Origin of the sequence: Sphingomonas donggukensis (assembly GCF_023674425.1) — a bacterium.
In the GTDB taxonomy this organism is placed as follows: Bacteria; Pseudomonadota; Alphaproteobacteria; order Sphingomonadales; family Sphingomonadaceae; genus Sphingomonas; species Sphingomonas donggukensis.
Map to the genome: position 1 here is coordinate 655,984 of NZ_CP098401.1, position 24,229 is coordinate 680,212.

Genomic DNA, 24,229 nt, shown 5'->3' on the forward strand with positions numbered 1-24,229 from the left:
CGGGGAGGGCGACGCGCCTAGTGGGCGTCGTCGCCCTGGTTCTTCGTGACGCCGGCGGTGCCGCCGATGCCGTCTGGGATGCCGGTCGGTTCGAGCGGCCCGTCACCGTTGCCGCCTTCGCCGCGCTCCAAAGCGTCGCGGCGGGCATCGACCGCCTGTTCGATGTCGCTACGGTCGTCGTCCGGGTTGCTCTGGCGGCGGTCGGGGTCGGTCATCATCATTCTCCTTCGCCGGGCCAACGCTTGGCGACGATGCCCGGGTTCAGGGCACGACGGTGGTGAAGAGATAGGCCGCGAAAATGACGAGGTGAACCGCACCGCCGAGGATCGTCGTGCGGCCGGTGCCGAGCGTAAGCGTGATCGTGAACAGCGACAGGATCAGCAACGTGATCCCCTTCGGCCCGATCCCGAGTGCGAGCGGCAGGTCGAGGATCAGCGATACGATCGCGACCGCCGGGATGGTGAGGCCGATCGTCGCGAGCGCCGAGCCGAGCGCGAGATTGAGGCTGGTCTGCAACCGGTTGCGGCGTGCGGCGCGGTAGGCGGCGAGGCTTTCGGGTGCCAGCACCAGCGCGGCGATGACGACCCCGACGATGGCGAGCGGCAGGCCGGCGCCCAGGATCGCGCTTTCGACCGTCGCCGACAGCGCCTTTGCGAGCAGGACGACGCCGACAAGCGCGACCAGCAGCACCGCAAACGCCGTCCAGGTGGTCGCGTTCGACGGCGGTTCGGCGTGCGCGTCCTTCGGCGCCTTCTCGTCCGGCAGGAAATAGTCGCGGTGGCGCACCGTCTGCACGAGTACGAACGTCAGGTAGAGGATCAGCGACACGATCGCCACGAACACCAGCTGCGACGGCGCATAGGTCGGCCCCGGCGCGCTGGAGACGTAGTTTGGCAGCACCAGCGACAGCACCACCATCGCCGCCAGCACGCACAGCGCAGCACTGACCCCGCGCAACGTGAATCGTTGCTCGCCATGCTTCAGCCCGCCGGCCAGCAGGCAGAGCCCGACGATGAAATTCAGGATGATCATGATCGCCGCGAACACCGTGTCGCGCGCCAGGCTGCTGGCGTCGCCCGCGTCGGACAGCATCAGGCTGACGATCAGCGACACCTCGATCACCGTGACCGCGACCGCCAGCACCAGCGTGCCGAAGGGTTCTCCGACGCGGTGGGCAACGACCTCCGCATGGTGCACCGCGGACAGGACCGATCCCATCAGCACGATGGCGGCGACGATGGTGCCGACGACGCCCATCTTCGCCAGCGACACTGCTACCGCGAGCAATCCGAGCAACGGGAACAGCAACGACCAGAGCGGGAGGCCGCTCCGGCGGAGAAGTCCGCGCTTAGTCGCCTGCGGAGGGATGGCGTCGATGGCGGCGGCTTCGGTCAATGTCGTCTCCGGCGTATCTACAAAAACCAATGCCCGAGGCCGGGGAGGGTTGCATCCGCGAAACGAGTTTTGGAGCGCGGCATTGCCGAGGGTGGGCGCCGGAAGTTTGGAGAGGGACGGTCCAAGCGTTTCTCGACGCGGTGCCACGCTATCCGCGGGGATTCTAGCGAAGTCGAAATCCGGGTTGCGGGCGCGGAGAAAGGTTTCTCGACTTCGCTCGAAACGAACGGAGGGCGCGCGCGGCTATTCAGGTGAGCGCGCCCCAATAAAAAGCGGGCCGGAATGTAGCACCCGCTGCATTCCGGCCCGCCTATTTCCGAACGCTAAGCCGCGTCGCCGGCCTTTTCCTTGCCCTTCTTGGCATAGACGCGGACGGGTTCCTTCGATCCGCCAACGACGTCCTTGTCGATCATCACTTCGTCGACGCCGTCCATGCTGGGCAGGTCGAACATGGTGTCGAGCAATATGCCTTCCAGGATCGAGCGCAGCCCGCGGGCACCGGTCTTGCGTTCGATCGCGCGCTTGGCGGTGGCGACGAGGGCGTCGTCGGTGAAGCCGAGCTTCACGTCCTCCATCTCGAACAGCTTCTGATACTGTTTCACCAAAGCATTCTTCGGCTCGGTCAGGATCTTGATGAGCGCGGGCGTGTCGAGATCCTCGAGCGTGGCGATCACCGGCAGGCGGCCGACGAACTCGGGGATGAGGCCGAACTTCAGCAGATCCTCGGGCTCGACCGACTTCAGCGTCTCGCCGGTCTTGCGCTCGTCGGGCCCGGCGACATGCGCGCCGAAACCGATCGACTTGCCCTGCAACCGGTCGCCGATGATCTTTTCGAGCCCTGCGAACGCACCCCCGCAGATGAACAGGATGTTGGTCGTGTCCACCTGCAGGAATTCCTGCTGCGGATGCTTGCGCCCGCCCTGCGGCGGTACGCTGGCGGTGGTGCCTTCCATCAGCTTCAGCAGCGCCTGCTGCACGCCTTCGCCCGACACGTCGCGGGTGATCGAGGGGTTCTCGGCCTTGCGGCTGATCTTGTCGATCTCGTCGATGTAGACGATGCCGCGCTGCGCCCGCTCGACGTTGTAGTCGGACGCCTGGAGCAGCTTCAGGATGATGTTCTCGACGTCCTCGCCGACATAGCCGGCCTCGGTCAGCGTCGTCGCGTCGGCCATCGTGAACGGCACGTCGAGGATGCGGGCGAGCGTCTGCGCGAGCAGGGTCTTGCCGCAGCCGGTCGGGCCGACCAGCAGGATGTTCGACTTGGCGAGCTCGACGTCGGCACCCTTGGCACCGTGGTTCAGCCGCTTGTAGTGGTTGTGGACCGCCACCGACAGGACGCGCTTGGCGCGCTTCTGACCGATCACATAATCGTCCAGCACGTCGCAGATTTCCTGCGGCGTGGGCACGCCGCCATCCTTCTTGCTCACCAGCGCGGACTTGGTTTCCTCGCGGATGATGTCGTTGCACAGCTCCACGCATTCATCGCAGATGAACACGGTCGGGCCGGCGATAAGCTTGCGGACCTCGTGCTGCGACTTGCCGCAGAACGAGCAGTAGAGGGTGCTTTTGGAGTCGCCACCGCTCAATTTCGTCATCGATCACCTTTCGCGCCGCATCCGCGGCGCTTCGATTGGCCCGCCATCCTACACGGCGGGCCGGACCCGGCAAAACTGATTTTGCCGGGGTGTACGCAAATCAGGGTTAAGCAGCCGGGGCCGCATCCGCGTCCGGCATGCCGGGGCGCTTGTCATAGACCTCGTCGACAATCCCGAACGCCTTGGCTTCCTCGGCCTCGAGGAAGGTGTCGCGGTCCATCGCCTTCTCGATCTCATCGAGGGTGCGGCCGGTGTACTTCTCGTACAGCTCGTTCATCCGGCGCTTGATGCGCAGGATCTCGCGGGCCTGGATTTCGATGTCGCTGGCCATGCCCTGCGCCCCGCCCGAGGGCTGGTGGACCATGATGCGGGCGTTGGTCAGCGCGACGCGCAGGCCCGGCTCACCGGCGGCGAGCAGGAAGCTGCCCATCGACGCGGCCTGGCCGATGCACACGGTGCCGACGCGCGGGCGGATGTACTGCATGGTGTCGTGGATCGCCATGCCGGCGGTCACCACGCCACCCGGCGAATTGATGTACATCCAGATGTCCTTCTTGGGGTTCTCGGACTCCAGGAACAGCAACTGGGCGGTGATGAGGGACGCCATGTGATCCTCGACCGCGCCGGTCACGAACACGATCCGCTCACGCAGGAGGCGCGAGAAGATGTCGAAGCTGCGCTCGCCGCGGCTCGACTGTTCGATGACGATGGGGACGAGGCCGTTCTGGATGACGCTCATAGGGTCGTGCATGGGATTCCCGCTCTTGATTGGTGCGCCATATGTCGGCGTTGCGGTCGATACGCGCAAGGGGGTCAGGCAAGCGGTCCGGGCACGGCTAGATACGCCAGCCGCTTCACCTCGCGCCGCCCGCGCACCACCGTGTCGAGGATAAGTCCGGTGAACAGGTTCAGCACCGCGACGATCGTCAGCCCGGTCGCCAGCAGCGCGGTCGGCAGGCGGGGGACGAGGCCGGTTTCGACGTAGGTGATGCCAAGCGGGATCGACAGGATCACGGCGAGCGCGGTCAGCAGCGCGGCGATGGCGCCGAAGAACCACAGGGGCCGCTCGATCCGGTAGAGCGTCAGGATCGTCCGCCCGATCCGCGCGCCGTCGCGGTAGGTGTTGAGCTTCGACGCCGAGCCCTCGGGCCGCGCATAATATGCCGTCTCGACCTCGCCGGTCGGCATCTTCAATTCGAGCGCGTGGACGCTGATCTCGGTCTCGATCTCGAACCCCGCCGACAGCACCGGGAAGCTTTTCACGAAGCGGCGCGAGAACACGCGGTAGCCCGAGAAGATGTCGGTGAAGCTGCGCCCGAACAGGCTTGCGAGGAGCCCCGTCATCGCCTTGTTGCCCAGCACATGTCCGCGGCGATAGGCGTCGGCGGCCTCATGCACGCGGGTACCGACGATCATGTCGAGCCCCTCGCCGGTCAGCGTGGCGACCATTCCGGGGGCGGCACCGGCGTCATAGGTCGCATCGCCATCGGCCATCACGTAGATGTCGGCATCGACGTCGGCGAACATGCGGCGGACGACATGGCCCTTGCCCTGCATCCGTTCGGTCCGGACGACGGCGCCCGCCGCGGCGGCAACCTCTGCGGTGCGATCGCGGCTGTTGTTGTCGTAGACGTAGATCGTGGCGCCGGGCAGCGCGTCGCGAAACGCCGCGACGGTCTGCGCGATCGCGGCTTCCTCGTTGTAGCACGGCAGCAGGACGGCGATGCGTGGCTGGTTCACGGTGCTACCCCCCCAAGCCTTCTCCGTAGGGAGAAGGATACCGTAGCTTGCGAGCCTGCTCGCTAGCGAAGGTTGGATGAGGGGAGCCGCTCTCGATAGGTGATCCCCTCACCCAGCTACGACCAGGGCCGCGCGAAGAACGCGACCCAAGTCTGCGCAACCCTCTCCCGACGGGAGAGGGAAGGCAAGTCAGGCCTTCTTCTTCGCAGCCGGCTTTTTGGCGGCAGGCTTGGAGGGCGCCTCTTCCGCCGCCGGCTCGGCAGCCTTCTTGGCGGGAGCCTTCTTCGTCGCTGCCTTCTTCACCGGCTCGGCCTCGACCAATTCGTCACCAGCCGCGGCCGGCTCGGCGTCGGCTGCCTTGGCCTTCTTCGCAGCGGGCTTCTTGGTCGGAGCCGCGTCGTCCGACTTCGCCTTCGCCGACTTGCGCGGCTTGGGCTTGTCGTGGTCGTGGCTGTGCGTACCCGTATCGAAGCCGTCGTCGCTCTCGATCGCGGCTTCCAGCTCCTCGCGGGTCACTTCGCGATCCGAAATCTCGGCCTTGTCGAACAGGAAATCGACGACCTTGTCCTCATACAGCGGCGCGCGCAACTGGGCGGCGGCCATCGGCTCCTGCTGGATGTACTCCAGGAACCGTTGGCGCTGGTCCTGCGGATACTGCTGCGCGGCCTGCATCATCAGCTGGCTCATTTCCTGCTGGCTGACCTCGACGCCGTTCGCCTGGCCGATTTCGCTGAGCAGCAGGCCCAGGCGCACGCGACGCTCGGCGATCTTGCGGTAATCGTCCTTCTCGGCCTCGATCTCGGCGAGCGCGGCGGCGGGATCGGCCTCATGCTCGGTCTCGTGGACCAGCTGGTGCCAGATCTGCTGGAATTCGGCATCGACCATCGACGGCGGGACCGGGAAGTCGTGGCCGGCCGCGAGCTGGTCGAGCAGCTTGCGCTTCATGTGGGTGCGCGTCAGGCCGTTCAGCTCCTGCTCGGCCTGGCCCTTCAGGATGCCGCGCAGCTGCTCCAGGCTCTCGAGGCCCAGGTTCTTGGCGAGCGCGTCATCGACCTTGGTTTCGCCGGCGACACGCACGTCGGTGATCTTCAGGTCGAAGGTCGCGGGCTTGCCGGCCAGGTTCGCGGCGCCGTAATCCTCGGGGAAGGTGACCGAGATCGTCTTCTCGTCGCCCTTCTTCACGCCGACCAGCTGGTCCTCGAAGCCGGGGATCAGGCGACCCGTGCCGATCTCGACCGACATGTCCGTGCCGGTGCCGCCGTCGAAGGCGACGCCGTCCTCGGTCTTGCCGACGAAGTCCATGACGACCAGGTCGCCGGTCGCGGCCTTGTGGCCCTTCTTGGCGTCGTCATACGACTTCGAACCCTGCGCCAGCTCCATGATGCGGGCGTCGAGCGCGGTTTCGTCGGCGGGAACGGTCAGCCGCTCCAGCGTCAGGCCGTCGATCGCGGGGGTGGGGACGTCGGGCAGCACTTCCAGCTCGACGGTGATCTCGGCGTCCTTGCCGGGCGCATAGCCATCGGCCAGCGCGACCGAAGGCTGCATCGCCGGGCGCAGCTTGTTCGACTGCATCAGGTCCTGCACGCCCTGCTGGATCGCTGCGTTCAGCGCGTCCTGGGTCAGCGCCTCGGCGTGCATCTTGCGCACCAGGTTGACCGGCACCTTGCCGGGACGGAAACCGGGCATCCGCACCTGCGGAGCGACGCGCTTCACCTCGGCATCGACCTTGGCGTCGATATCCTTTGCGGTGATGGTCATCGTGTAGGCGCGCTTGAGGCCTTCGTTCAGCGTCTCGACGGTCTGCATGGTCTGCGGTTGCTTTCTCAAGAAATATCAATCGGTGGCGCCGGTCCGCCGCCCACGCGATCACGTGGTTGAGGAACTGGTGCGGGCGAAGGGACTCGAACCCCCACATCTTGCGATGGCAGGACCTAAACCTGCTGCGTCTACCAGTTCCGCCACGCCCGCGCGGCGAAGTCCCGCCGTGTGCGCGCGGCTCTATAGCAAAGCGCTACGCTCACGCAACCGCCCGAGATTCGGGGCGTTGGAGGCAGGAAGGAGATTCCCCGATGCCTGTCGAACCGCCGATCCCGCAACCCGGATCGCCCCCGCCCGAAACACCGCCGATGCCCACCCCGGGCCAGCCCGCGCCGGATCACCCCAACCCTGGCGCCACGCCGCCCGAGACGCCGCCGGTGCCGAATTCGCCGGCTCAGCCCGAGGCGCCACCGCCCGAGGTTTCTCCACCGATGCCGAACATCGACGTGCCGTCGCCGATGACCCAGCCGACGGGGTAGGGGGCTGACAATCCATCGGCCCTGACCCGTTCGTTTCGAGCGAAATCGAGAAACGGGTCAGGCGCTACCACCAGTTTCTCGACTTCGCTCGAAACGAACGGCGGTGGGGAAGGGCATTCGTTCACTGGGGTCGCGCCCTGACCTACTTCGCCCGCATCGCCGCCTGCTGCGCCTGCACCGCCTCGATCGCCGTCGACCGCTTCAGGATGCGCGCCATCGGGTCGACGACGACGTGCGCGCCTTCGGGCACGGTCAGCGTGTCGCGTCCGCCGGTCATCGCCAGCCGGGTCAGCTTGCCATCGACGTCGACCTCGACCGGCATCGGGAAGGGCAGGTTCCTCGGCGTCTTCCACGCCAGCGACAGCGTGCTGCCGGTGCGGGTCTGGACCAGGTCGGGCAGCGCCGCGGAATCGAGGTACACGTCGAAGAACCAGCCGTAATCGGCCTTCGTCACCTGATCGACGATTGCGCGATATTCCTTCGACGAACTGTAGCGCGGAATGAAATTGCCCGGCTTCGGATCGGGCCGGCCATAGACCGCACGCCGCGTCACCTCGAAGAACGCCGGATCGCCGATCAGCCCGCGCAGGGTGTGGAGCATCCACGATCCCTTGACGTAGATGTCGCCGCCGGGCCCGCCCTTGTCGGCGTCGTACACATCCTCCTCGGTGCGCGGGCGGCCCGACACGATCGGCGCCTTGTTCAGGATCGTCTCGCGCTGCTTCATCAGCATGGCGACGTAGCGCGCATCGCCCTCCCGCCACTTGCCGTACAGCGGCTGCATGTAGCTGCCGTAACCCTCGTGCAGCCACATGTCGTCCCAGTCGGCGGCGGTCAGCTGGTTGGCGAACCATTCGTGCGCAAACTCATGCTGGAACAGCCAGTCGAACCCCTCGGGCGCTTTCTTGTAGCCGTTGCCGTAGGCGTTGATCGACTGATGCTCCATGCCGAGGTGCGGCGTCTCGACCACGCCCAGCTTCTCGTCGGCGAAGGGGAACGGCCCGATCCATGTCTCGAAGAAATCGAGTGTCGGCGCGAATTCGGCGAACAGCGCCTCCGCCTGCGCCTTTTCGCCCGGCAGATACCAGTAATGCATCGGGAAGCTGTTGCCGAAGCGGCTCTTGTAGATGCCCTTCACTTCCTCATACGGCGCGATGTTCAGCGCGATGCCGTAGATCGTCGGGTGCTTGGCCGACCAGTGCCACGTCGTGCGGCCATCGGGGAACGATCCCACCGCGCGCAGCACGCCGTTGGAGATCGCCTTCAGCCCCTTGGGCACCGTGATGTGGATGTCGGCGCGGGTCGGTTCATAGGTCGGGTGGTCGATGCACGGCCAGAACAGGTCGCAGCCCTCACCCTGCACCGCGGTCGCGATCCACGGCTGGCCGTCCTTCGTCTTCGACCAGACGAACCCGCCGTCCCACGGCGCGCGCACCGCCACATGCGGCGTGCCGCCATAGGCGATCCTGGCAGCGAATTTCGTGCCCGCGGCGATGCGGCGGGGCAGGGTGACCATCAGCCGCCCGTCGGGATTGCTCCAGGCGGATCGCGCCAGCGCCGCGCCGTCGATGCTGATCGCCGACACGGGCAGGTTCTTGTCCAGGTCGATCGGCAGCCGCGTCACGGCCTGCTTCGCGGTGAAGTTCAGCGTGGCGACGCCGGCCATCGTCTCGGTCGCCGGAAATACCTCGAACGCCAGGTCGACGGTATCGAGCGAAAGCTTCGCCTGGTCGGGGTCGAGCGGCCCGCCCGATTTCGCGGTCTGCGCGGTGATCGGCGGCTTGCCCCCCTCGGCCAGAGCGGCGGTCGAACAGAGCAGCGCGGTGACGAGAAGCAGCGGACGCATCGATTTCCCTTCGAATGCCGGAACGGCGGGTGGTCGCACGGTGATTGATGCCTTCGCAACCCTCACCATATAAGGCGTCAACTGCCGCCCATCGTCTGCGGGCGGCGCCGGAGTATCCATGAAGACCAGCTATCCCGTCCTGCCCCTGCGTGACATCGTCGTGTTCCCGCACATGATCGTGCCGCTGTTCGTCGGTCGCGACAAATCGGTCGCCGCACTGGAAGCGGCGATGGCCGACGACAAGGAAATCCTGCTCATCGCCCAGCTCGATCCGAGCGAGGACGATCCCGGTCGCGACGACCTGTACGATACCGGCGTCACCGCAGAGGTGATGCAGTTGCTGAAGCTGCCCGACGGCACCGTCCGCGTGCTGGTGGCGGGCAAGGAGCGCGCGGCGCTTGCCACGCTGGAGGAGGGCGGCCCCTTCCTGACCGCGGAAGTGACCGCGGTGCCGGCCAGCGACGAGTCGCTCGAGGAGCAGAGCGCCGAGCTGAAGGCGCTGATGCGCTCGGTCATCGACCAGTTCGAGAATTATGCGAAGCTGAACCGCAAGCTGCCCGCCGAAACCGCGGTGCAGCTGGGCGAGCTGGAGGATGCCTCGCGTCTGGCCGATGCCGTCGCCGGCAACATCTCGGTTAAGGTCGCCGACAAGCAGTCGCTGCTGGTCGAGAACGACCCGCGCAAGCGGCTGGAGATGGTGTTCGCCTTCATGGAGGGCGAGCTCGGCGTGTTGCAGGTCGAGAAGAAGATCCGCAGCCGCGTGAAGCGTCAGATGGAGAAGACCCAGCGCGAATATTACCTCAACGAGCAGTTGAAGGCGATCCAGCGCGAGCTCGGCAACGAGGGCGAGGAAGGCGAGGGCGACGAGGTTGCCGAGCTGACCCAGAAGATCGCGACGCTGAAGCTCTCCAAGGAAGCCCGGAACAAGGCGACCGCGGAGCTCAAGAAGCTGAAGACGATGGCGCCGATGAGCGCCGAGGCGACCGTCGTGCGCAACTATCTCGACGTGCTGCTCGGCCTGCCGTGGGGCAAGAAATCCAAGATCAAGAAGGACATCGCGGCGGCACAAGGCGTGCTCGACGAGGATCATTACGCGCTGGAAAAGGTCAAGGACCGCATTGTCGAGTATCTCGCGGTGCAGGCCCGCACCAACAAGCTCAAGGGGCCGATCCTGTGCCTCGTCGGCCCGCCCGGCGTCGGGAAGACCTCGCTCGGCAAGTCGATCGCCAAGGCCACCGGCCGCGAATTTATCCGTCAATCTCTCGGCGGTGTGCGTGATGAAGCAGAAATTCGCGGGCATCGCCGCACGTACATCGGCTCGCTGCCGGGCAAGATCGTGACCAATTTGAAGAAGGCCGGCACGTCGAATCCGCTGTTCCTGCTCGACGAGATCGACAAGCTCGGCCAGGATTTCCGCGGCGATCCGGCGTCGGCGCTGCTCGAGGTGCTCGATCCCGAGCAGAACGCGAAGTTCAACGACCATTATCTCGAGGTCGACGTCGACCTGTCGGACATCATGTTCGTGACGACGGCGAACTCGCTCAATCTGCCGCAGCCGTTGCTCGACCGCATGGAGATCATCCGGCTGGAGGGCTATACGGAGGACGAGAAGGTCGAGATCGCCGAACGCCACCTGCTCGCCAAGCAGGTCGAGGCGCACGGGCTGAAGCCGGGCGAATTCGAGCTGACGACCGCGGGCCTGCGCGCGCTGATCCAGCACTACACGCGCGAGGCGGGCGTCCGCACGCTGGAGCGCGAGATCGCCAAGCTGGCGCGCAAGGTTCTGCGTCAGATCCTGGAGAAGAAGGTGACGAGCGTGACGATCACGCCCGACAACCTCCACGAATTCGCCGGTGTCCAGAAGTACCGCCACGGCCTCAGCGAGGAGGAACATCAGATCGGCGCGGTCACCGGGCTCGCCTGGACCGAAGTCGGCGGCGAATTGCTGACGATCGAAAGCGTGACCGTGCCCGGCAAGGGCGCGATCAAGCTGACCGGCAAGCTCGGCGACGTGATGAAGGAGTCGGCGGAAACCGCGATGAGCTTCATCAAGGCGCGCGCGCCGTCTTACGGGATCAAGCCGAGCCTGTTCCACCGCAAAGACGTTCACGTCCACCTGCCCGAGGGCGCGGTGCCGAAGGACGGTCCGTCGGCGGGCATCGGGCTGGTCACCGCGATCGTCTCGACGCTGACCGGCGTGCCGGTGCGGCGCGAGATCGCGATGACCGGCGAGGTCACGCTCCGGGGCCGCGTGCTGCCGATCGGCGGCCTGAAGGAAAAGCTGCTCGCGGCGCTGCGTGGCGGCATCACCACCGTGCTGATCCCGCAAGAGAACGAGAAGGATCTGGCCGAAATCCCCGCCAATATCCGCGCGGGGCTGGAGATCATTCCCGTCAAGCACGTTGACGAGGTGCTCCGCCTGGCGCTGACCGAGGAGCTGACCGCGATCGACTGGAGCGACGCGGACGAGCTGGCCGCGATGCCGCCCCCCGGCGTCGCGCCGGTGAGTGACGCAGTGCATCATTGATCCGCTACGGCATCCTTTCGTCGTTACGGCGACGCAAGGATGCCGAATCCCTTTGACTTGGCGGACATGCGTCGCATTACTGCGCGCCAGGCGGGGGGACTCGCCGTTCCAATTCAGTGGCGTTTCAGGACGGGGGTTTTCGGCGCATGAACAAGCAGGAATTGATCGGCCAGGTCGCGGACATGTCCGGCCTGGGCAAGGGGGATGCGGTCAAGGCGGTGGAGGCGGTGTTCGACGTCATCACCGCGTCGCTGAAGAAGGGGGACGAGGTGCGCCTGGTCGGCTTCGGCACCTTCTCGATCTCGAAGCGCAAGGCATCGACGGGCCGCAACCCGCGCACCGGCGAACCGATGACGATCAAGGCATCGACGCAGCCGAAGTTCAAGGCGGGCAAGGGCCTGAAGGACGCGGTCAACTGAGAAGCGTTGCGCGGGCGACGGCAGGGCTGGACAGCGTGTCCCGCGTTGCCTAAAGGCCCGCTTCCCGACGGCTTCGGCCACGCTCGGGGGCGCGTAGCTCAGCGGTAGAGCACACCCTTCACACGGGTGGGGTCACAGGTTCAATCCCTGTCGCGCCCACCATTAAAAGCCCGCCAGCCCGCAACCGGGCGGCGGGCTTTTTGGTTTCCGGCGATCGGCGACGGTTGCCGGGCAGAGGCTTCGGGAGCGGGATAGCATGTTGCTGGCGATCGCAGCCGCGCTGCTCGGTACGACGCAGGCCCATCCCCGGCCCAAGGCTCCGGCCGACGACATCGTCGTGCTGGGGCGGCGGCTGGACGACTGGCGCGGCGTGCTGGTCTTCGCAGACGACGTGCCGACCTGCCGGATCAGACAGTCCAGCGGCGATGCCGGTGTCGATGCGGTCGGCTGTTCGTCGCTCGTCTCCTGCTTTTCCCAAGCCCGGCCGCGCTATCTCTCCGCAACCGATGCGTCGAAACGGGCGCGACGACGGGCGTGGGCCGCCACGGGCCGCGACCTGTCCGCCTGCCTGTCGGCCACGCGCGACGCCGCGATCATCGAACTGGCCGAGCGCCGCTGGCGTGCGCGCGAGGCTACCGAAACCCCCTGACGCCGTCCGCCGCAGCCGCCGCTGAGCAATCGTCACACACCCGTAACATCATCGTCACGCCCGCGTCGCCGAAGTGGCACACGCGCGTCATATCGCGTCCCTAGCGCAGCCCTCGTGATCGACAGGGGGGTTCCTGAGTCGGTCCCGGGGGGCACGCGCCTTCCGCCACACAGCGACACGCGAAAGCGACACGGGAGACGTCATGCGCAACCTGAAGACCCTCGGCCACGTCCTGATGGCCGGCACCGCAGCCCTGGCGCTCTCCGCATGCGACGGCGCGTCGAGCGTGGCATCGCCGGGCGAGGGAACGGTCGTCATTCCAGCCCCGACACCCTCGCCCAGTTCCACCGGCACGCCAACGCCGACCCCGGGTACCCCGGCGGCCAGCTGCCCCAGCGGCTTCAACGACGGCGGCGTCGTCGGCAACTACCGCGCGTGCCGCCTGCCGTCGCTCATCACCGGCTCGCTCAGCCTCGCGAAGGTCGCGGGCGTCGCCTATGAGATCAACGGCCGCGTCGATGTCGGCGTCGATGCCGGCGGATCGGGCACCGCCAGCACCCAGACCGGCATCCTGAACATCGCCGCGGGCGTGCTGATCTTCGCGAACACGACCAATGCCGACAACGACTTCCTGATCGTCAACCGCGGCAGCCGCATCGCCGCGGAGGGCACCGAGAGCCAGCCGATCGTCTTCACCGCACAGCAGAACCTAACCGGCGGCGTCACCGACGAATCGCAGGGGCTGTGGGGCGGCGTGATCCTGGCCGGCCGTGCGCCGATCTCGAACTGCAACCTCGGGGGGGTCGCCGGCGGCGCGGTCAATTGCGAGAACGTCGTCGAGGGAACCGGCAACGCGCTGTACGGTGGCGCCACGCCGACTGACACGTCGGGCACGTTCCGCTACGTCCAGATCCGCTATTCGGGCACCGTCATCAGCCCGAACAACGAGCTGCAGGGGCTGACGCTGGGCGGCGTTGGTTCGGGCACGACGATCGACCACGTCCAGGTCCACAATTCGTCCGACGACGGGATCGAGGTGTTCGGCGGTCGCGTGAACATGCGCTATCTGGCGATTACCGGCGCCGACGACGACGGGCTGGATACCGATGTGGGCTGGCAGGGTTTCGTCCAGTTCCTGATCGCGGCGCAGAAGCCGAACAACACCCAGACCGACAATTATTCGACCGAGATCGATTCGAACGGCAACGAGGACGCGCTGCCGCGCCAGAACTACCGTCTGGCGAACTTCACCTTCATCGACACCTCGACCGCGACCAACGCCGCGATCCGCATCCGCGGCGGCGCCGACGTGACGATGGTGAACGGCATCGTCCAGTCGAACACGCCGTGCCTGAACATCGTGGCGGGCGAGACGTCGTCGGCCGACAAGTCGACGGTGCGCGGCGCCAACAGCGCGCTGCAGGACAATGGTCCGCCGGTGTTCAACGCGCTGTTCTTCGCCTGCACGGGCAGCCTGTCGACGACCACCACCGTCAACGGCATCACGGTGACGACCGCCGAACAGGATGCGCTGGTCGCTGCGGGCAGCAACAACACGACGAACGGCACCGCGGCGACGGCGTTGCAGAACGGCTTCTACCCGACCAGCACCACGCTGGCGGTGACGCCGTTCAATGCCGCGACGCTCAATCCGTCGGGATCGGCATTCTTCGTCCAGACCAGCTACATCGGCGCGGTCAGCGGCCCGAACGACACGTGGTTCCGCGGCTGGACCTGCAATTCCAACCGCGCGAACTTCGGCACCACCAGCGGCGCCTGCACCGGCCTGCCGAGCTGATGCGCGGTCCGGGGCGGCGTTCCCCAAGCCGCCGCCCCGGTTCCCAACCCCCTCGACACCGGAAGCCGTCGCCCCATGAAGACCTTCGCCGCCCTCTGCCTTGCGAGCACCGCGTTCGTGGCGCCCGCCGCGCTCGCCCAGACTGCCACGCCGCCCGCGTCCACCGCGAGCACGCCGCCCGCAGAAGCGACCCAGGACGCCACGTCTGCGCCCCAGCCCGCGCCGCAGGACGCACCGATCGAAGTGTCGGCGCCGGGCCAGCCGGAGCTTGAGGATATCGTCGTCGTCGGGCGCAACATCCCCGACGTCGTGCGCGCCACGCCGCAGGTGGTGTCGGTGCTGTCGGCGGCGGATATCGCGCGCACGGGCGAGGGCGACATCGCCGGGGCGCTTCAGCGCGTGACCGGGCTGTCGCTGGTCGGCAACGGCTTCGTGTTCGTGCGCGGGCTTGGCGACCGCTATTCCTCGTCGCTGCTGAACGGATCGCCGCTCCCGAGCCCCGAGCCGCTGCGCCGCGTCGTCCCGCTCGACATCTTCCCGACCAACGTCATCGCCTCCAGCCTGGTGCAGAAGAGCTATTCGGCCAACTACGCGGGCGAGTTCGGCGGCGGCGTCATCAACCTGACGACGCTGGCGGTGCCCGAAAAGAGCTTCCTTCAGATCGGCGGCGCGATCAGCGCGGACACGGTGACGACCAGCGAACTCGGCTACGTCTATGACGGCGGACGCCACGACTGGACCGGGTTCGATTCGGGCGAGCGCACCGTGCCGGGCTTCATCAAGGCGGCGGGTGCGGCGGGCACGTCGGTGACCAATGCCGCGGACCTCATCAACCTCTCTAACGCGCCGACGACACTGCTGCTCGCCAACAACCACATTCCGGCCAACTGGTCGGGCGACATGAGCTTCGGTACGTCGGTGGACGTGGGCGGGGTGCGGCTGGGGATCATCGGCGCGGGCGGGATCAACAACGGCTGGCGGACGCGCGACGCGACCCAGCAGGTGACCGACGCCGCATCGGGCGCGCTGGTCCGCGATTTCCGCACCGTGCTGACCGACAATCGCGTGATCGTGAACGGCCTGATCGGCCTGGGCGCGCAGTTCGGCGAGCACAAGATCCGCTTCACCAACCTCTATATCCACGACACGCTCAAGCAGGGGCGGCTGGCGCGGGGCAATACCAGCAACATCGGCGTGTTGGCCGGTGGCATCCAGCCGTTCGTCGAACAGAACACCAACTGGTTCGAGCGTCAGCTGTTCGACAGCCAGCTGGTCGGCGAGTTCCGCTTCGACGATCTCTCGGTCGACCTGCGCGGCAGCTATGCGAACACGAAGCGCAATTCGCCCTACGAACGCGCGTTCACCTATCAGTATGACAGTGCGCTCGCGAAGGATTACGTGAATAATCTGTCGGGCCTGATGGGCGCGAGCGTCAACTTCTCCGAACTGGACGAGACGCTCTGGTCCGGCCAGGCGGACGTCACCTACAAGCTGCCGACCGCCCGCCCGGTGTCGCTGTCGGCGGGCTATTACTACAGCGATACGAGCCGCGATTCGACGCGCTACACCTTCCGATACCAGTTGCCGGGCGGGGTCGCACTGAACCCGGTGGCGGCGCAGCAGCGACCCGATTTCCTGCTGTCCGATTCGTCTATCCAGCGGTTCGGCATCATCCTGCAGAATACATCGACCGCGCTCGGCGCGTCGGCCTATGATGCGGCGCTGACGATCCATGCCGGCTACGGCCAGGTCGAGGGCGAGGTGCTCGACGGCCTGCGCGCCACCGCGGGGGTTCGCTATGAAAAGGCCGACGAGCAGGTCAACACCATCGGCGGCACCCGCAACACGCGGCTGAACAACGGCTATTGGCTGCCCGCGCTGACGGTTACGTGGAATTTCGCCGCCGACCAGCAGCTGCGCCTGCACGGTTCGAAGACGCTGGCCCGCCCGCAATTCCGCGAGCTTGCGCCGCAAATCTACCAGGATTTCGAAAGCGATCGCCAGTTCTTCGGCAACCCGCTGCTGGTCGATTCGCAGCTGTACAATGCCGAGGCGCGGTACGAATGGTTCTTCGCCCGCGACCAGCGCGTGACGCTGGCCGGGTTCTTCAAGAAGATCGACAATCCGATCGAGGCGATCGCGTTCTTCCCGGCGGGCACCGACAGCCTCCAGACCGGCTTCTCCAATGCGCCGTCCGCCAAACTCTATGGCGCGGAAGTCGAGGTTCAGAAATATTTCCCGCTCGATACCGTGTTTTCCAGCGATTTCTTCGCGACGAAACGCATCATCGCGATTGCCAATTACACCTACACTAAGTCGAAGGTGTCGGCGGGCACCGAGCTGGTCGCCAGCCCCTTGCAGCCGCTGAACGGCGCGCCCGTGCTCCAGCCGGCGAACCTCCTGTTCCGCGATGGCGCGCCGCTGGTCGGGCAGTCGGACCACCTGGTGAACCTGCAGCTCGGGATCGAGGACAAGGCGTCGCTCAGCCAGCTGACGTTCCTGTTCAACTACGCCAGCGACCGCGTGACCAATCGCGGGCCGGTGTCGGCGGGCGGCGGCGTGCGCCTGCCAGACCTGAAGGAGCGCCCCGGCATCCGCTTCGACATCGTCGCGCGCCAGGGCTTCGAGATCGCCGGCGGCCAGTTCGAGGCGAAGTTCGAGGCGCGCAACCTGACCAAGACCCGCTATCAGGAATTCCAGGATTTCGGCAACGGGAAGCGCGTGGACGTCAACACCTACGACATCGGCCGGGTGTTTTCGCTGGGCCTGAGCGCCAAGTTCTAAAATCCTCCCCGGTACGGGGAGGGGGACCAGCGCAGCTGGTGGAGGGGGATGGCCGCTTACGCTGCGCTCGCGGCCTACCCCCTCCGTCACGCTTTGCGTGCCACCTCCCCGTGCCGGGGAGGAGTTATCGCGGCCAAGCGCGCTCGCGAAACCACTTGGTGATGACGTATTTCGTGCCCGCTCGTACCTTCATGCCGTGGTGGAGCGTCGACGGGTTAACGCTGCCGTCGGGTCGCAAATTGTTCCAGGCGAGCAATTTGCCGACCTCGGGCTGGACGATCTTGTCGATCGCCTTGAACCGGGTCGCGCCGCCGGCTTCGACCGCGTTCAGGTAGATCATCACGGTCCAGGTCCGCTGCCCCGACACCGTGCAGAACTTCGCGAAATCGGCGCCGCGCGGTTCGAAATAGTCGGTGTGCGCCTTGAACTCCTGACCCACCGCATAGCGCTGGCCCTGCATCGGTTCGCCGTGCGCCATGTCGAGGCCGGTCAGCGCGGCGATTCGCGCGTCGATCGCGGCGACGGTCGGATCGGCGTCGGGCAGGTGGCAGGTCTCGCTGGTCCGGAAGGCATCGTCGCCGTTATAGTCTGATACGGTCGACGGCTGGCGCTCCGCATCGATCTGTCGGATCACCTCGGTGCAGGTTTTCGCGTCCAGAAAATTGCGGCAGATGAACAGGTTGAGCTTGGGATTGGGCACCCGTTGCAAGCCGGGATGCGCCATCAACCGCGCGATCACCGGCTGCGGCGGATAGCCCGACCCGGGCGAAGGCTGGACCTGGGTTACGGTATCGGCAGCAAGCATGAAATCATTGTGCCCGAGCCTTGATCGCCGACGCAACCCCGGCTAAGCGCGCCCCTTCCACGGCGATCGTAGTTCAATTGGTTAGAGCGTCGGCTTGTGATGCCGGATGTTGCGGGTTCAAGTCCCGTCGGTCGCCCCATTTTCCCGCAGCCTGAAAAGCCAAGTTTGGGCTGGCGCAACGCCGCCTAAAACAATATTGCGCGACCCTGACATTTCATATCAGCCGGTCGAGGTAGCGATGAGCGCGGTTTGGAACCTTCCCGATTTCGATGAGCACGAGGGCGTGCACCATTTCCGCGACTCGGCCAGCGGCCTGACCGCGGTCGTCGCGGTCCATTCGACCAAGCTTGGGCCGGCAGCGGGCGGCGTGCGCTTCTGGCATTATGCCAGCGGCGACGCGGCGATCACCGACGCGCTGCGCCTGTCGCGTGGCATGAGCTACAAGAACGCGATGGCCGGCCTGCCGCTGGGTGGCGGCAAGGGCGTCGTGCTGGCGAGCGAGCCGGGCGCGACGATCACCGAGGCGCAGCTGGTCGCATTCGGCGATGCGGTCGAGTCGCTCGGCGGGCGCTATGTCACCGCCGAGGACGTCGGCATGTCCGAGGCGCGGATGGGCACCATCGCCACGCGCACCAAGCACGTCTCCGGCCTGCCGGTTGCGGCGGGCGGGGCGGGGGGCGACCCCGGTCCGTTCACCGCGATGGGCGTGTATCTGGGCGTCAACGCCGCCGCCCGGCGTGCGCTGGGGGCCGAGAGCATGAAGGGCGTGCACGTCGCTATCCAGGGCGTCGGCAGCGTCGGCGGCGGGCTCGCCCGGCTGCTGGCCGCGGACGGCGCGAAGCTGACCATCGCCGACGTGAACGAGGAGAAGGCCCGCGCGCTCGCGGCAGAACTCGGCGCGGACGTCGCGGCTTCCGACGCGGTGCTCGCGACGCCGTGCGACATCGTCAGCCCCAACGCGCTCGGCGCGATCCTCGACGAAACGTCGATCGCCGCGCTCGATTGCAAGGCGGTGGCGGGTGGTGCCAACAACCAGCTGCGCGAGGCACGTCACGGCGCGGTCCTCGCCGCACGCGGCATCCTCTACGCGCCGGATTATGTCATCAACGCCGGCGGCATCATCAACGTCGGCCTGGAGTATCTCGGCCACGGCGACCGTGCCGAGGTCGAGGCGCGCATTGCCCGCATTCCCGACCGCCTGGTCGAAGTGTGGGACGAGGCCGATCGCACCGGCCAGCCCTCCAGCGACGTCGCCGACGCCATCGCCCGCCGCCTGATCGGGCGGGGCTGATTCTGGGCGGGAGGGTGCCGCGCGTCCTCCCCCACACGTCGCACGTGACGTCACCGCAATCTTCGCCTAGCAATCGTCAGCCGTGCCAAGTCTTCATGCCCTCGCCAATCCTGCCCGCTTCCTGAAGATCGCGAGGCCGCTGACGCCCGTGCTGTTCTGGCTCGGTGCGGCGCTGATCGCGATCGGAGCATGGGCCGGGCTGACGCAGACCCCGCCCGACTACCTCCAGGGCGAGAGCGTTCGCATCCTCTATATCCATGTGCCGACCGCGTGGCTCGGGATGGGCGGCTGGTCGAGCCTTGCCATCGCCAGCATTTCGTATCTCGTCTGGCGCCACCCGCTCGCCAACGTCGCCGCGCGTGCGATCGCGCTGCCGGGGGCGCTGTTCGCATTCCTGTGCCTTGCCACGGGATCGATCTGGGGGCGCCCGACCTGGGGGACGTGGTGGCAGTGGGACGGGCGGCTGACGTCGATGCTGCTGCTGTTCTTCGTGTACCTCGCCTATCTCGCGCTCGCTCGCGCCGATGCCGAGCGGGGCGGCGACGGGCGCGTGCCGGCGCTGTTCGGGGTGGCGGGGACGGTGCTGCTGCCGATCATCCGCTATTCGGTCATCTGGTGGAATACGCTGCATCAAGGCCCGAGCATCACCGTTTCGGGATCGAGCATCGATAGCGCGATCCTGTGGCCGCTCTGGTTTACGCTCTCGGGCTTCTCGCTGTTCTTCGGCGCGGTCGTGCTGATGCGGATGCGGACGATCCTGGCCGGGCAGCGCGTCGAGGCGCGGATGCGGCGGATGGCGGCATGAACGCCTGGCCGTTCGTCCTGGCCGCCTGGGGGCTGACGCTGGTCGCCAGCATCGCGGTCGCCTTCGTGTCGTGGATGGCGATGCGTCGCGCCGAGGGCGCCGCCGACAGGCTGAAACGCCCGTGAAAGCGAAGCATCAGCGCCTGACCCTGGTCCTCCTCGCGCTCGCCGCGGTGGTGGGGGCGGGGCTGCTCGCGTTGTCGGCACTGAAGGATCAGGCCGCGTTCTTCTACTCGCCGAGCGACCTTGCCGCCGCGGGCAACCCGGTAGGCCAGCGCATGCGGCTGGGCGGCATGGTCGCCGTCGGGTCGGTCGCGAAGCTGGCCGATGGCGTCACCACGCGCTTTGTCGTGACCGACAACGCCCGGACGGTCGCGGTGGTGTACAAGGGCATCGTCCCCGACCTGTTCCGCGAGGGCAGTGGCGTGGTCGCCGAAGGGCAGGTGGCCGCGAACGGCGGCTTCGTCGCCGACACCATCCTCGCCAAGCACGATGAACGCTACATGCCGCCGCAAATGGCGGGCAAGATGCACAAGACCGAGACGCTGGAGAAATGAGCGGCGTGACCCGCGAGCGTAGATGGGCGGTATCGCGCGTGACCCTGGGCTCCCGCCTGCGCGGGAGCACGATGAGTCTCTCGGATATGAGCCCGTCGCCCCATTCGCCCCCGTGCTCCCGCGCAGGCGGGAGCCCAGAGTTGCGGGCGCTGTCGTCGATTATCCCAAACTCTCGCCTAGGCAAGAGCGCCAGTGTGTTTGCGGGACCGCCGCCACAATGATCGCCGAAGCCGGCCTCGCAGCCCTGTGGCTCGCCGCGGCGATGGCGCTCCTGCAGCTCGCCATGGCCTCGATCGGCTTGCGGGCGAGGCGCGCGGATGTCGCCGTGGCCGTCCGCCCGGTCGCGGTGGTCGGCGGCGTGCTCGGGCTTGTCTCGTTCCTCTGCCTCGTCGCGGTGTTCATGCGCTCCGACATGTCGGTGTTGCTGGTCGCGGAGAACAGCCATTCGGCCAAGCCGATGCTGTACAAGATCGCCGGTGCGTGGGGGAACCACGAGGGGTCGATGCTGCTGTGGGTGATGGTGCTGGGCATCGCCGGCGCCGCGATAGCGCTGCTGGAGAAGCGGCTGGAGGAGCGGACGCTGGTCGCGACGCTGGGCGCGCAGGCGGCGATCGCGCTCGGCTTTTTCGCGTTCCTGCTGCTTGCGTCCAATCCCTTCGCTCGGGTCGATCCCGCGCCGGCCGACGGCAACGGCCTGAACCCGCTGCTGCAAGACCCCGGCCTCGCCTTCCACCCGCCGACGCTTTACCTCGGCTATGTCGGGCTCTCGGTAGCGTTCAGCTTCGCGGTGGGTGCGCTGGTGACACGCGACGTCGGGCCGGCGTTCGCGCGCGCGATGCGGCCGTGGGTGCTGGCAGCGTGGATATTCCTGACGCTCGGCATCACCGCGGGATCATACTGGGCCTATTATGAGCTCGGCTGGGGCGGCTGGTGGTTCTGGGATCCGGTCGAGAACGCGTCGCTGATGCCGTGGCTGGCGGCGACCGCGCTGCTGCATTCGGTGACCGTGCTGGCGACCCGCGATGGGCTCCGCGCATGGACGATCATGCTGGCGGTCGTCGCCTTTTCGATGAGCATGATCGGCACGTTCCTGGTGCGGTCGGGCATCCTGACCAGCGTCCACGCCTTTGCCGTCGATCCGACGCGCGGCAGCTTCATCCTCGCGCTGCTGGCGCTCTACATCGGCGGGGCGATGCTGTTGTTCGCGCTGCGCGTCGGCACGGTGAAGGCGGGGACGACGTTCGAACTGCTCAGTCGCGAGGGTGCGCTGGTGCTCAACAATCTTCTCCTGACCGTGATCCTCGGCGTCGTGCTGATCGGCACGCTCTATCCGATCGTGGCGCAGGCAGGCGGGGTTCAGCTGTCGATCGGGCCGCCGTTCTTCAACAAGGCGGCGGGACCGGTGGCGCTCGCGCTGATGATGGTGCTGGTCGCCGGGCCGCTGATCCGCTGGCGGCGTGACGCGTGGGATTCGCTGGCGAGCAGGCTGATCGTACCGATCGGTGCGGCGATGCTGACGCTCGGGCTGCTGGTGGTGTTCGCGCGCGGCATCGGCGTGCTGCCGTTTGCCGGGCTGGTGGTGGCGGTCGGCGTCGGCGTCGGCAGCCTGGCGCCGCTGTGGGGTCGTAACCTGCGCCGCACGCCGCTGTTCACCTGGGGCATGGTCATCGCGCATCTGGGCGCGGCGGTGAGCCTGTTCGGGATGGCGAGCGACAGCGCATTCACGAAGGAGACGCTGGTCGCCGCACGTCCGGGCCAGACCGTGCGGTCGGGGCCGTTCGAGGTGACCTTCACCGGCATCAGCCCCGCGATCGGCCCAAACTGGTCGGCACTGGAGGGGCGACTGGTCGCACGGCGCGGGGCGGACGGCACACCGTTTCCGATGCGCCCGCAGCAACGCTTCTTCGCCAACCCGCCGACCACCACCAACGAAGCCGCGATCGCGACGCGGATCGACGGTCAGCTCTACGCCGTACTCGGCGCGCAAGGGCAGGACGGGACGTGGCAACTTCGGATATGGTGGAAGCCATTCGTGACGCTGATCTGGCTGGGCGGCGCCCTTATCGCGCTGGGCGGCGCTCTGTCGCTGCTCGGGCGGGTGTGGCGCGCGGGCCAGGTCGAACGAGTGCGTGCGAAGGAGGCGCGGTACGGATGAAGCGCTGGCTGATCTGGACGCCGTTCGTCGCGTTCGCCGCGGTGCTGTGGGTGGCGGCGGCGGAGTTGAAGCATCCTGCCGATCGCACCGTGCGGTCGGGTATGGTCGGCAAGACTTTGCCCGAATTCACGCTGCCGCCGAGCGTGCCCGGCAAGCCGGGCCTAGACGCCGCCGCCTTCCGCAGCGGCGAGCCGCGGTTGTTGAATGTCTTCGCCAGCTGGTGCGTGCCCTGCGCGGCGGAGGCGCCGCAATTGCTGGCGTTGAAGCGGGCCGGCGTCCGCATCGACGCCATCGCGATCCGTGACAAGGGCGTCGACGTCCGCCGTTTCCTGACCCGCTTCGGCGACCCCTACGAGCGGATCGGCGACGACCGCGTGAGCGCGGTGCAGCTTTCGCTCGGATCGTCGGGCGTGCCGGAGACATTCGTGATCGACGGCCGCGGGCGGATCGTCGCGCAGCACGTCGGCGACATCCGCGCCGACGAGGTTGCCGGCATCCTGGCGACGGTGCGGACGGCAAAATGAAGGGCGCCGCGCTCCTGCTGGCGCTCGCGCTTGCCACCCCGGCGCTGGCCGATTCGGACCTGCCGCCGGCGCGCTATGCGAACACCGCGCTCGCCGATCCGGCGCAGGAGGCGAAGGCCAAGGCGCTGATGGAGACGCTGCGCTGCCTGGTCTGCCAGGGCCAGTCGATCGCCGACAGCGATGCCGAAATGGCCGCCGACATGCGTGCGCTGGTGCGGGAGCGGATCGCGCGGGGCGAGGCGCCGGGATCGATCCGTCACTGGCTGATCGAACGCTACGGCGAGTACGTAACCTATGACCCGCCGCTCAACGCGCTGACCGCGCCGCTGTGGCTGGCGCCGATCGCGCTGCTCGGCATCGGACTGCTGGTCGCGCGGGCGAGCTTTCGGAAGAGGAAGGGCTGATGGGCTGGATCGCGCTGGCGGTGCTGGGGGCAGGGGCATTCGTGCTGGCGCGCGTGCTCGGCGTGCCGCGCAGCCTGTCGAGCTTCGTCGGCGCTGCGCTGATGCTCGGCGCCGCGGGCTATGCGTTGCAGGCGCGGCCCGGTCTGCCCGGCATATCGGTGTCGCCCAGTGCCCATGCGGTTGAGGTCGATCCGGGCCTGAGCGAACTCCGGGTCGAGATGTTCGGGCGCCATACCCAGGCGGAATCGCTGTTCTTCGCGTCCGATGCGCTGATCCGTTCGGGATCGAGCAAAACGGCGATTGCGCTGTTGATCGGTGGAGCCAACGCCAACCCCAACGACTCGGCGGTGTGGACCGCGCTTGGCAGCGCCTATGTCGCCAACGACGGCAACACCATCTCGCCCGCGGCGCGCTTCGCGTTCAATCGGGCGATGCAGCTGACCCCGAACGATCCGGGCCCGCCGTTCTTCCTGGGGGTGGCGTTGATCGGGGCAGGCGAGTTTCGCGAGGCGCGGAAATGGTGGATGCGGGCGTTCCTGCTGTCGCCCGACATCGCCTTTCGAGCACAGATCAGCGAGCGGCTGGCGCTGCTCGATGCGTTCCTGGCCAGCCCGATGGGCCGCGACGCGCGCTGACCCA

Annotated in this window: 22 protein-coding genes and 3 tRNA genes; 16 read left to right on the forward strand and 9 right to left on the reverse strand. The window is 67.2% G+C overall.

Translation table 11 applies throughout. From position 1 onward, the window contains the following. Positions 1–17: 17 nt before the first annotated feature. From M9980_RS03270 to M9980_RS03300, 7 genes are all read right to left on the reverse strand, one after another. Positions 18–221 (reverse strand): hypothetical protein, encoded by a 204-nt coding sequence (locus M9980_RS03270; RefSeq protein ID WP_250753288.1) that lies wholly within the window; start codon positions 219–221, stop codon positions 18–20. A 40-nt stretch (positions 222–261) separates the two neighbouring features. Further along, the gene (locus M9980_RS03275) at positions 262–1,395 is read right to left on the reverse strand and encodes a calcium:cation antiporter (protein ID WP_250753291.1); all 1,134 of its coding nucleotides are present in this window, start codon (positions 1,393–1,395) and stop codon (positions 262–264) included. Between the two features lie 323 nt (positions 1,396–1,718). Then, complete coding sequence (clpX, locus tag M9980_RS03280) at positions 1,719–2,990, reverse strand: ATP-dependent Clp protease ATP-binding subunit ClpX (RefSeq protein ID WP_250753294.1); 1,272 nt, start codon at positions 2,988–2,990, stop codon at positions 1,719–1,721. A 106-nt stretch (positions 2,991–3,096) separates the two neighbouring features. Beyond that, positions 3,097–3,741 carry an ATP-dependent Clp protease proteolytic subunit gene (locus tag M9980_RS03285; RefSeq protein WP_277998312.1) on the reverse strand — a complete coding sequence of 215 codons (645 nt, stop codon included), beginning with the start codon at positions 3,739–3,741 and terminating at the stop codon, positions 3,097–3,099. Between the two features lie 62 nt (positions 3,742–3,803). Further along, positions 3,804–4,730, reverse strand: a complete 927-nt coding sequence (locus M9980_RS03290) for a glycosyltransferase family 2 protein (protein WP_250753297.1) — start codon at positions 4,728–4,730, stop codon at positions 3,804–3,806. A gap of 189 nt (positions 4,731–4,919) precedes the next feature. Beyond that, positions 4,920–6,536, reverse strand: coding sequence for a trigger factor (gene tig / locus M9980_RS03295; RefSeq protein ID WP_250753298.1), 1,617 nt, complete (start codon positions 6,534–6,536; stop codon positions 4,920–4,922). Positions 6,537–6,613: 77 nt separating this feature from the next. After that, positions 6,614–6,698 (reverse strand) — tRNA-Leu (locus tag M9980_RS03300). 101 nt (positions 6,699–6,799) lie between these two features. Here M9980_RS03300 and M9980_RS03305 point away from each other — a divergent pair. After that, complete coding sequence (locus M9980_RS03305) at positions 6,800–7,027, forward strand: hypothetical protein (RefSeq protein WP_250753300.1); 228 nt, start codon at positions 6,800–6,802, stop codon at positions 7,025–7,027. A 142-nt stretch (positions 7,028–7,169) separates the two neighbouring features. Here M9980_RS03305 and M9980_RS03310 read toward each other — a convergent pair whose 3' ends face one another. Continuing rightward, positions 7,170–8,873 (reverse strand): M1 family metallopeptidase, encoded by a 1,704-nt coding sequence (locus tag M9980_RS03310; RefSeq protein WP_250753302.1) that lies wholly within the window; start codon positions 8,871–8,873, stop codon positions 7,170–7,172. A 118-nt stretch (positions 8,874–8,991) separates the two neighbouring features. Here M9980_RS03310 and lon point away from each other — a divergent pair, with 118 nt between their 5' ends. The 6 genes from lon (at position 8,992) to M9980_RS03340 (ending at position 17,050) form a co-directional block, all read left to right on the forward strand. Further along, complete coding sequence (gene lon / locus M9980_RS03315; RefSeq protein ID WP_250753303.1) at positions 8,992–11,400, forward strand: endopeptidase La; 2,409 nt, start codon at positions 8,992–8,994, stop codon at positions 11,398–11,400. Between the two features lie 146 nt (positions 11,401–11,546). Next, a complete protein-coding gene (locus tag M9980_RS03320) occupies positions 11,547–11,819 on the forward strand; it encodes an HU family DNA-binding protein (RefSeq protein ID WP_250753304.1) in 273 nt (90 codons plus the stop codon). Positions 11,820–11,906: 87 nt separating this feature from the next. Continuing rightward, a tRNA-Val gene (locus M9980_RS03325) sits at positions 11,907–11,981 on the forward strand. A gap of 94 nt (positions 11,982–12,075) precedes the next feature. Continuing rightward, complete coding sequence (locus M9980_RS03330) at positions 12,076–12,468, forward strand: hypothetical protein (RefSeq protein WP_250753305.1); 393 nt, start codon at positions 12,076–12,078, stop codon at positions 12,466–12,468. Between the two features lie 202 nt (positions 12,469–12,670). Further along, a complete protein-coding gene (locus M9980_RS03335; protein ID WP_250753306.1) occupies positions 12,671–14,266 on the forward strand; it encodes a hypothetical protein in 1,596 nt (531 codons plus the stop codon). A gap of 75 nt (positions 14,267–14,341) precedes the next feature. Continuing rightward, positions 14,342–17,050, forward strand: coding sequence for a TonB-dependent receptor domain-containing protein (locus M9980_RS03340; RefSeq protein ID WP_250753308.1), 2,709 nt, complete (start codon positions 14,342–14,344; stop codon positions 17,048–17,050). Between the two features lie 124 nt (positions 17,051–17,174). Here the strand turns inward: M9980_RS03340 and M9980_RS03345 are convergent, their stop codons facing one another. Further along, complete coding sequence (locus M9980_RS03345) at positions 17,175–17,855, reverse strand: prolyl hydroxylase family protein (protein ID WP_422921380.1); 681 nt, start codon at positions 17,853–17,855, stop codon at positions 17,175–17,177. A gap of 62 nt (positions 17,856–17,917) precedes the next feature. Here M9980_RS03345 and M9980_RS03350 point away from each other — a divergent pair. The 9 genes from M9980_RS03350 (at position 17,918) to M9980_RS03385 (ending at position 24,225) form a co-directional block, all read left to right on the forward strand. Next, a tRNA-His gene (locus M9980_RS03350) sits at positions 17,918–17,994 on the forward strand. A 99-nt stretch (positions 17,995–18,093) separates the two neighbouring features. Then, the gene (locus tag M9980_RS03355; protein ID WP_250753309.1) at positions 18,094–19,146 is read left to right on the forward strand and encodes a Leu/Phe/Val dehydrogenase; all 1,053 of its coding nucleotides are present in this window, start codon (positions 18,094–18,096) and stop codon (positions 19,144–19,146) included. 82 nt (positions 19,147–19,228) lie between these two features. Beyond that, positions 19,229–19,951 carry a heme ABC transporter permease CcmC gene (ccmC, locus tag M9980_RS03360; protein ID WP_250753311.1) on the forward strand — a complete coding sequence of 241 codons (723 nt, stop codon included), beginning with the start codon at positions 19,229–19,231 and terminating at the stop codon, positions 19,949–19,951. Then, positions 19,948–20,076 carry a hypothetical protein gene (locus M9980_RS14265; protein ID WP_277998313.1) on the forward strand — a complete coding sequence of 43 codons (129 nt, stop codon included), beginning with the start codon at positions 19,948–19,950 and terminating at the stop codon, positions 20,074–20,076. The genes ccmC and M9980_RS14265 overlap by 4 nt, the downstream gene beginning before the upstream one ends. Beyond that, positions 20,073–20,507, forward strand: a complete 435-nt coding sequence (ccmE, locus tag M9980_RS03365; RefSeq protein WP_250753313.1) for a cytochrome c maturation protein CcmE — start codon at positions 20,073–20,075, stop codon at positions 20,505–20,507. The genes M9980_RS14265 and ccmE overlap by 4 nt, the downstream gene beginning before the upstream one ends. Before the next feature lie 217 nt (positions 20,508–20,724). Further along, a complete protein-coding gene (locus tag M9980_RS03370) occupies positions 20,725–22,662 on the forward strand; it encodes a heme lyase CcmF/NrfE family subunit (protein WP_250753314.1) in 1,938 nt (645 codons plus the stop codon). Further along, entirely contained in the window at positions 22,659–23,186 is a 528-nt protein-coding gene (locus M9980_RS03375; protein WP_250753316.1) for a redoxin family protein, read from the forward strand. Before M9980_RS03370 ends, M9980_RS03375 begins: the two co-directional genes overlap by 4 nt. Further along, positions 23,183–23,590 (forward strand): cytochrome c-type biogenesis protein, encoded by a 408-nt coding sequence (locus tag M9980_RS03380; protein ID WP_250753318.1) that lies wholly within the window; start codon positions 23,183–23,185, stop codon positions 23,588–23,590. The genes M9980_RS03375 and M9980_RS03380 overlap by 4 nt, the downstream gene beginning before the upstream one ends. Then, on the forward strand, positions 23,590–24,225 hold the full coding sequence (locus M9980_RS03385; protein ID WP_250753319.1) for a tetratricopeptide repeat protein: 636 nt from the start codon (positions 23,590–23,592) through the stop codon (positions 24,223–24,225). Before M9980_RS03380 ends, M9980_RS03385 begins: the two co-directional genes overlap by 1 nt. Positions 24,226–24,229 lie beyond the last annotated feature (4 nt).

Excerpts from the sequence above, each read along its gene's own strand:
- M9980_RS03270 (WP_250753288.1), bottom strand. The coding sequence starts at position 221 with ATGATGATGACCGACCCCGACCGCCGCCAGAGCAACCCGGACGACGAC.
- clpX (WP_250753294.1), bottom strand. The coding sequence starts at position 2,990 with ATGACGAAATTGAGCGGTGGCGACTCCAAAAGCACCCTCTACTGCTCG.
- M9980_RS03285 (WP_277998312.1), bottom strand. The coding sequence starts at position 3,741 with ATGCACGACCCTATGAGCGTCATCCAGAACGGCCTCGTCCCCATCGTC.
- tig (WP_250753298.1), bottom strand. The coding sequence starts at position 6,536 with ATGCAGACCGTCGAGACGCTGAACGAAGGCCTCAAGCGCGCCTACACG.
- M9980_RS03305 (WP_250753300.1), top strand. The coding sequence starts at position 6,800 with ATGCCTGTCGAACCGCCGATCCCGCAACCCGGATCGCCCCCGCCCGAA.
- M9980_RS03310 (WP_250753302.1), bottom strand. The coding sequence starts at position 8,873 with ATGCGTCCGCTGCTTCTCGTCACCGCGCTGCTCTGTTCGACCGCCGCT.
- lon (WP_250753303.1), top strand. The coding sequence starts at position 8,992 with ATGAAGACCAGCTATCCCGTCCTGCCCCTGCGTGACATCGTCGTGTTC.
- M9980_RS03320 (WP_250753304.1), top strand. The coding sequence starts at position 11,547 with ATGAACAAGCAGGAATTGATCGGCCAGGTCGCGGACATGTCCGGCCTG.
- M9980_RS03330 (WP_250753305.1), top strand. The coding sequence starts at position 12,076 with ATGTTGCTGGCGATCGCAGCCGCGCTGCTCGGTACGACGCAGGCCCAT.
- M9980_RS03335 (WP_250753306.1), top strand. The coding sequence starts at position 12,671 with ATGCGCAACCTGAAGACCCTCGGCCACGTCCTGATGGCCGGCACCGCA.
- M9980_RS03340 (WP_250753308.1), top strand. The coding sequence starts at position 14,342 with ATGAAGACCTTCGCCGCCCTCTGCCTTGCGAGCACCGCGTTCGTGGCG.
- M9980_RS03345 (WP_422921380.1), bottom strand. The coding sequence starts at position 17,855 with ATGCTTGCTGCCGATACCGTAACCCAGGTCCAGCCTTCGCCCGGGTCG.
- M9980_RS03355 (WP_250753309.1), top strand. The coding sequence starts at position 18,094 with ATGAGCGCGGTTTGGAACCTTCCCGATTTCGATGAGCACGAGGGCGTG.
- M9980_RS14265 (WP_277998313.1), top strand. The coding sequence starts at position 19,948 with ATGAACGCCTGGCCGTTCGTCCTGGCCGCCTGGGGGCTGACGCTGGTC.
- M9980_RS03370 (WP_250753314.1), top strand. The coding sequence starts at position 20,725 with ATGATCGCCGAAGCCGGCCTCGCAGCCCTGTGGCTCGCCGCGGCGATG.
- M9980_RS03375 (WP_250753316.1), top strand. The coding sequence starts at position 22,659 with ATGAAGCGCTGGCTGATCTGGACGCCGTTCGTCGCGTTCGCCGCGGTG.
- M9980_RS03380 (WP_250753318.1), top strand. The coding sequence starts at position 23,183 with ATGAAGGGCGCCGCGCTCCTGCTGGCGCTCGCGCTTGCCACCCCGGCG.
- M9980_RS03385 (WP_250753319.1), top strand. The coding sequence starts at position 23,590 with ATGGGCTGGATCGCGCTGGCGGTGCTGGGGGCAGGGGCATTCGTGCTG.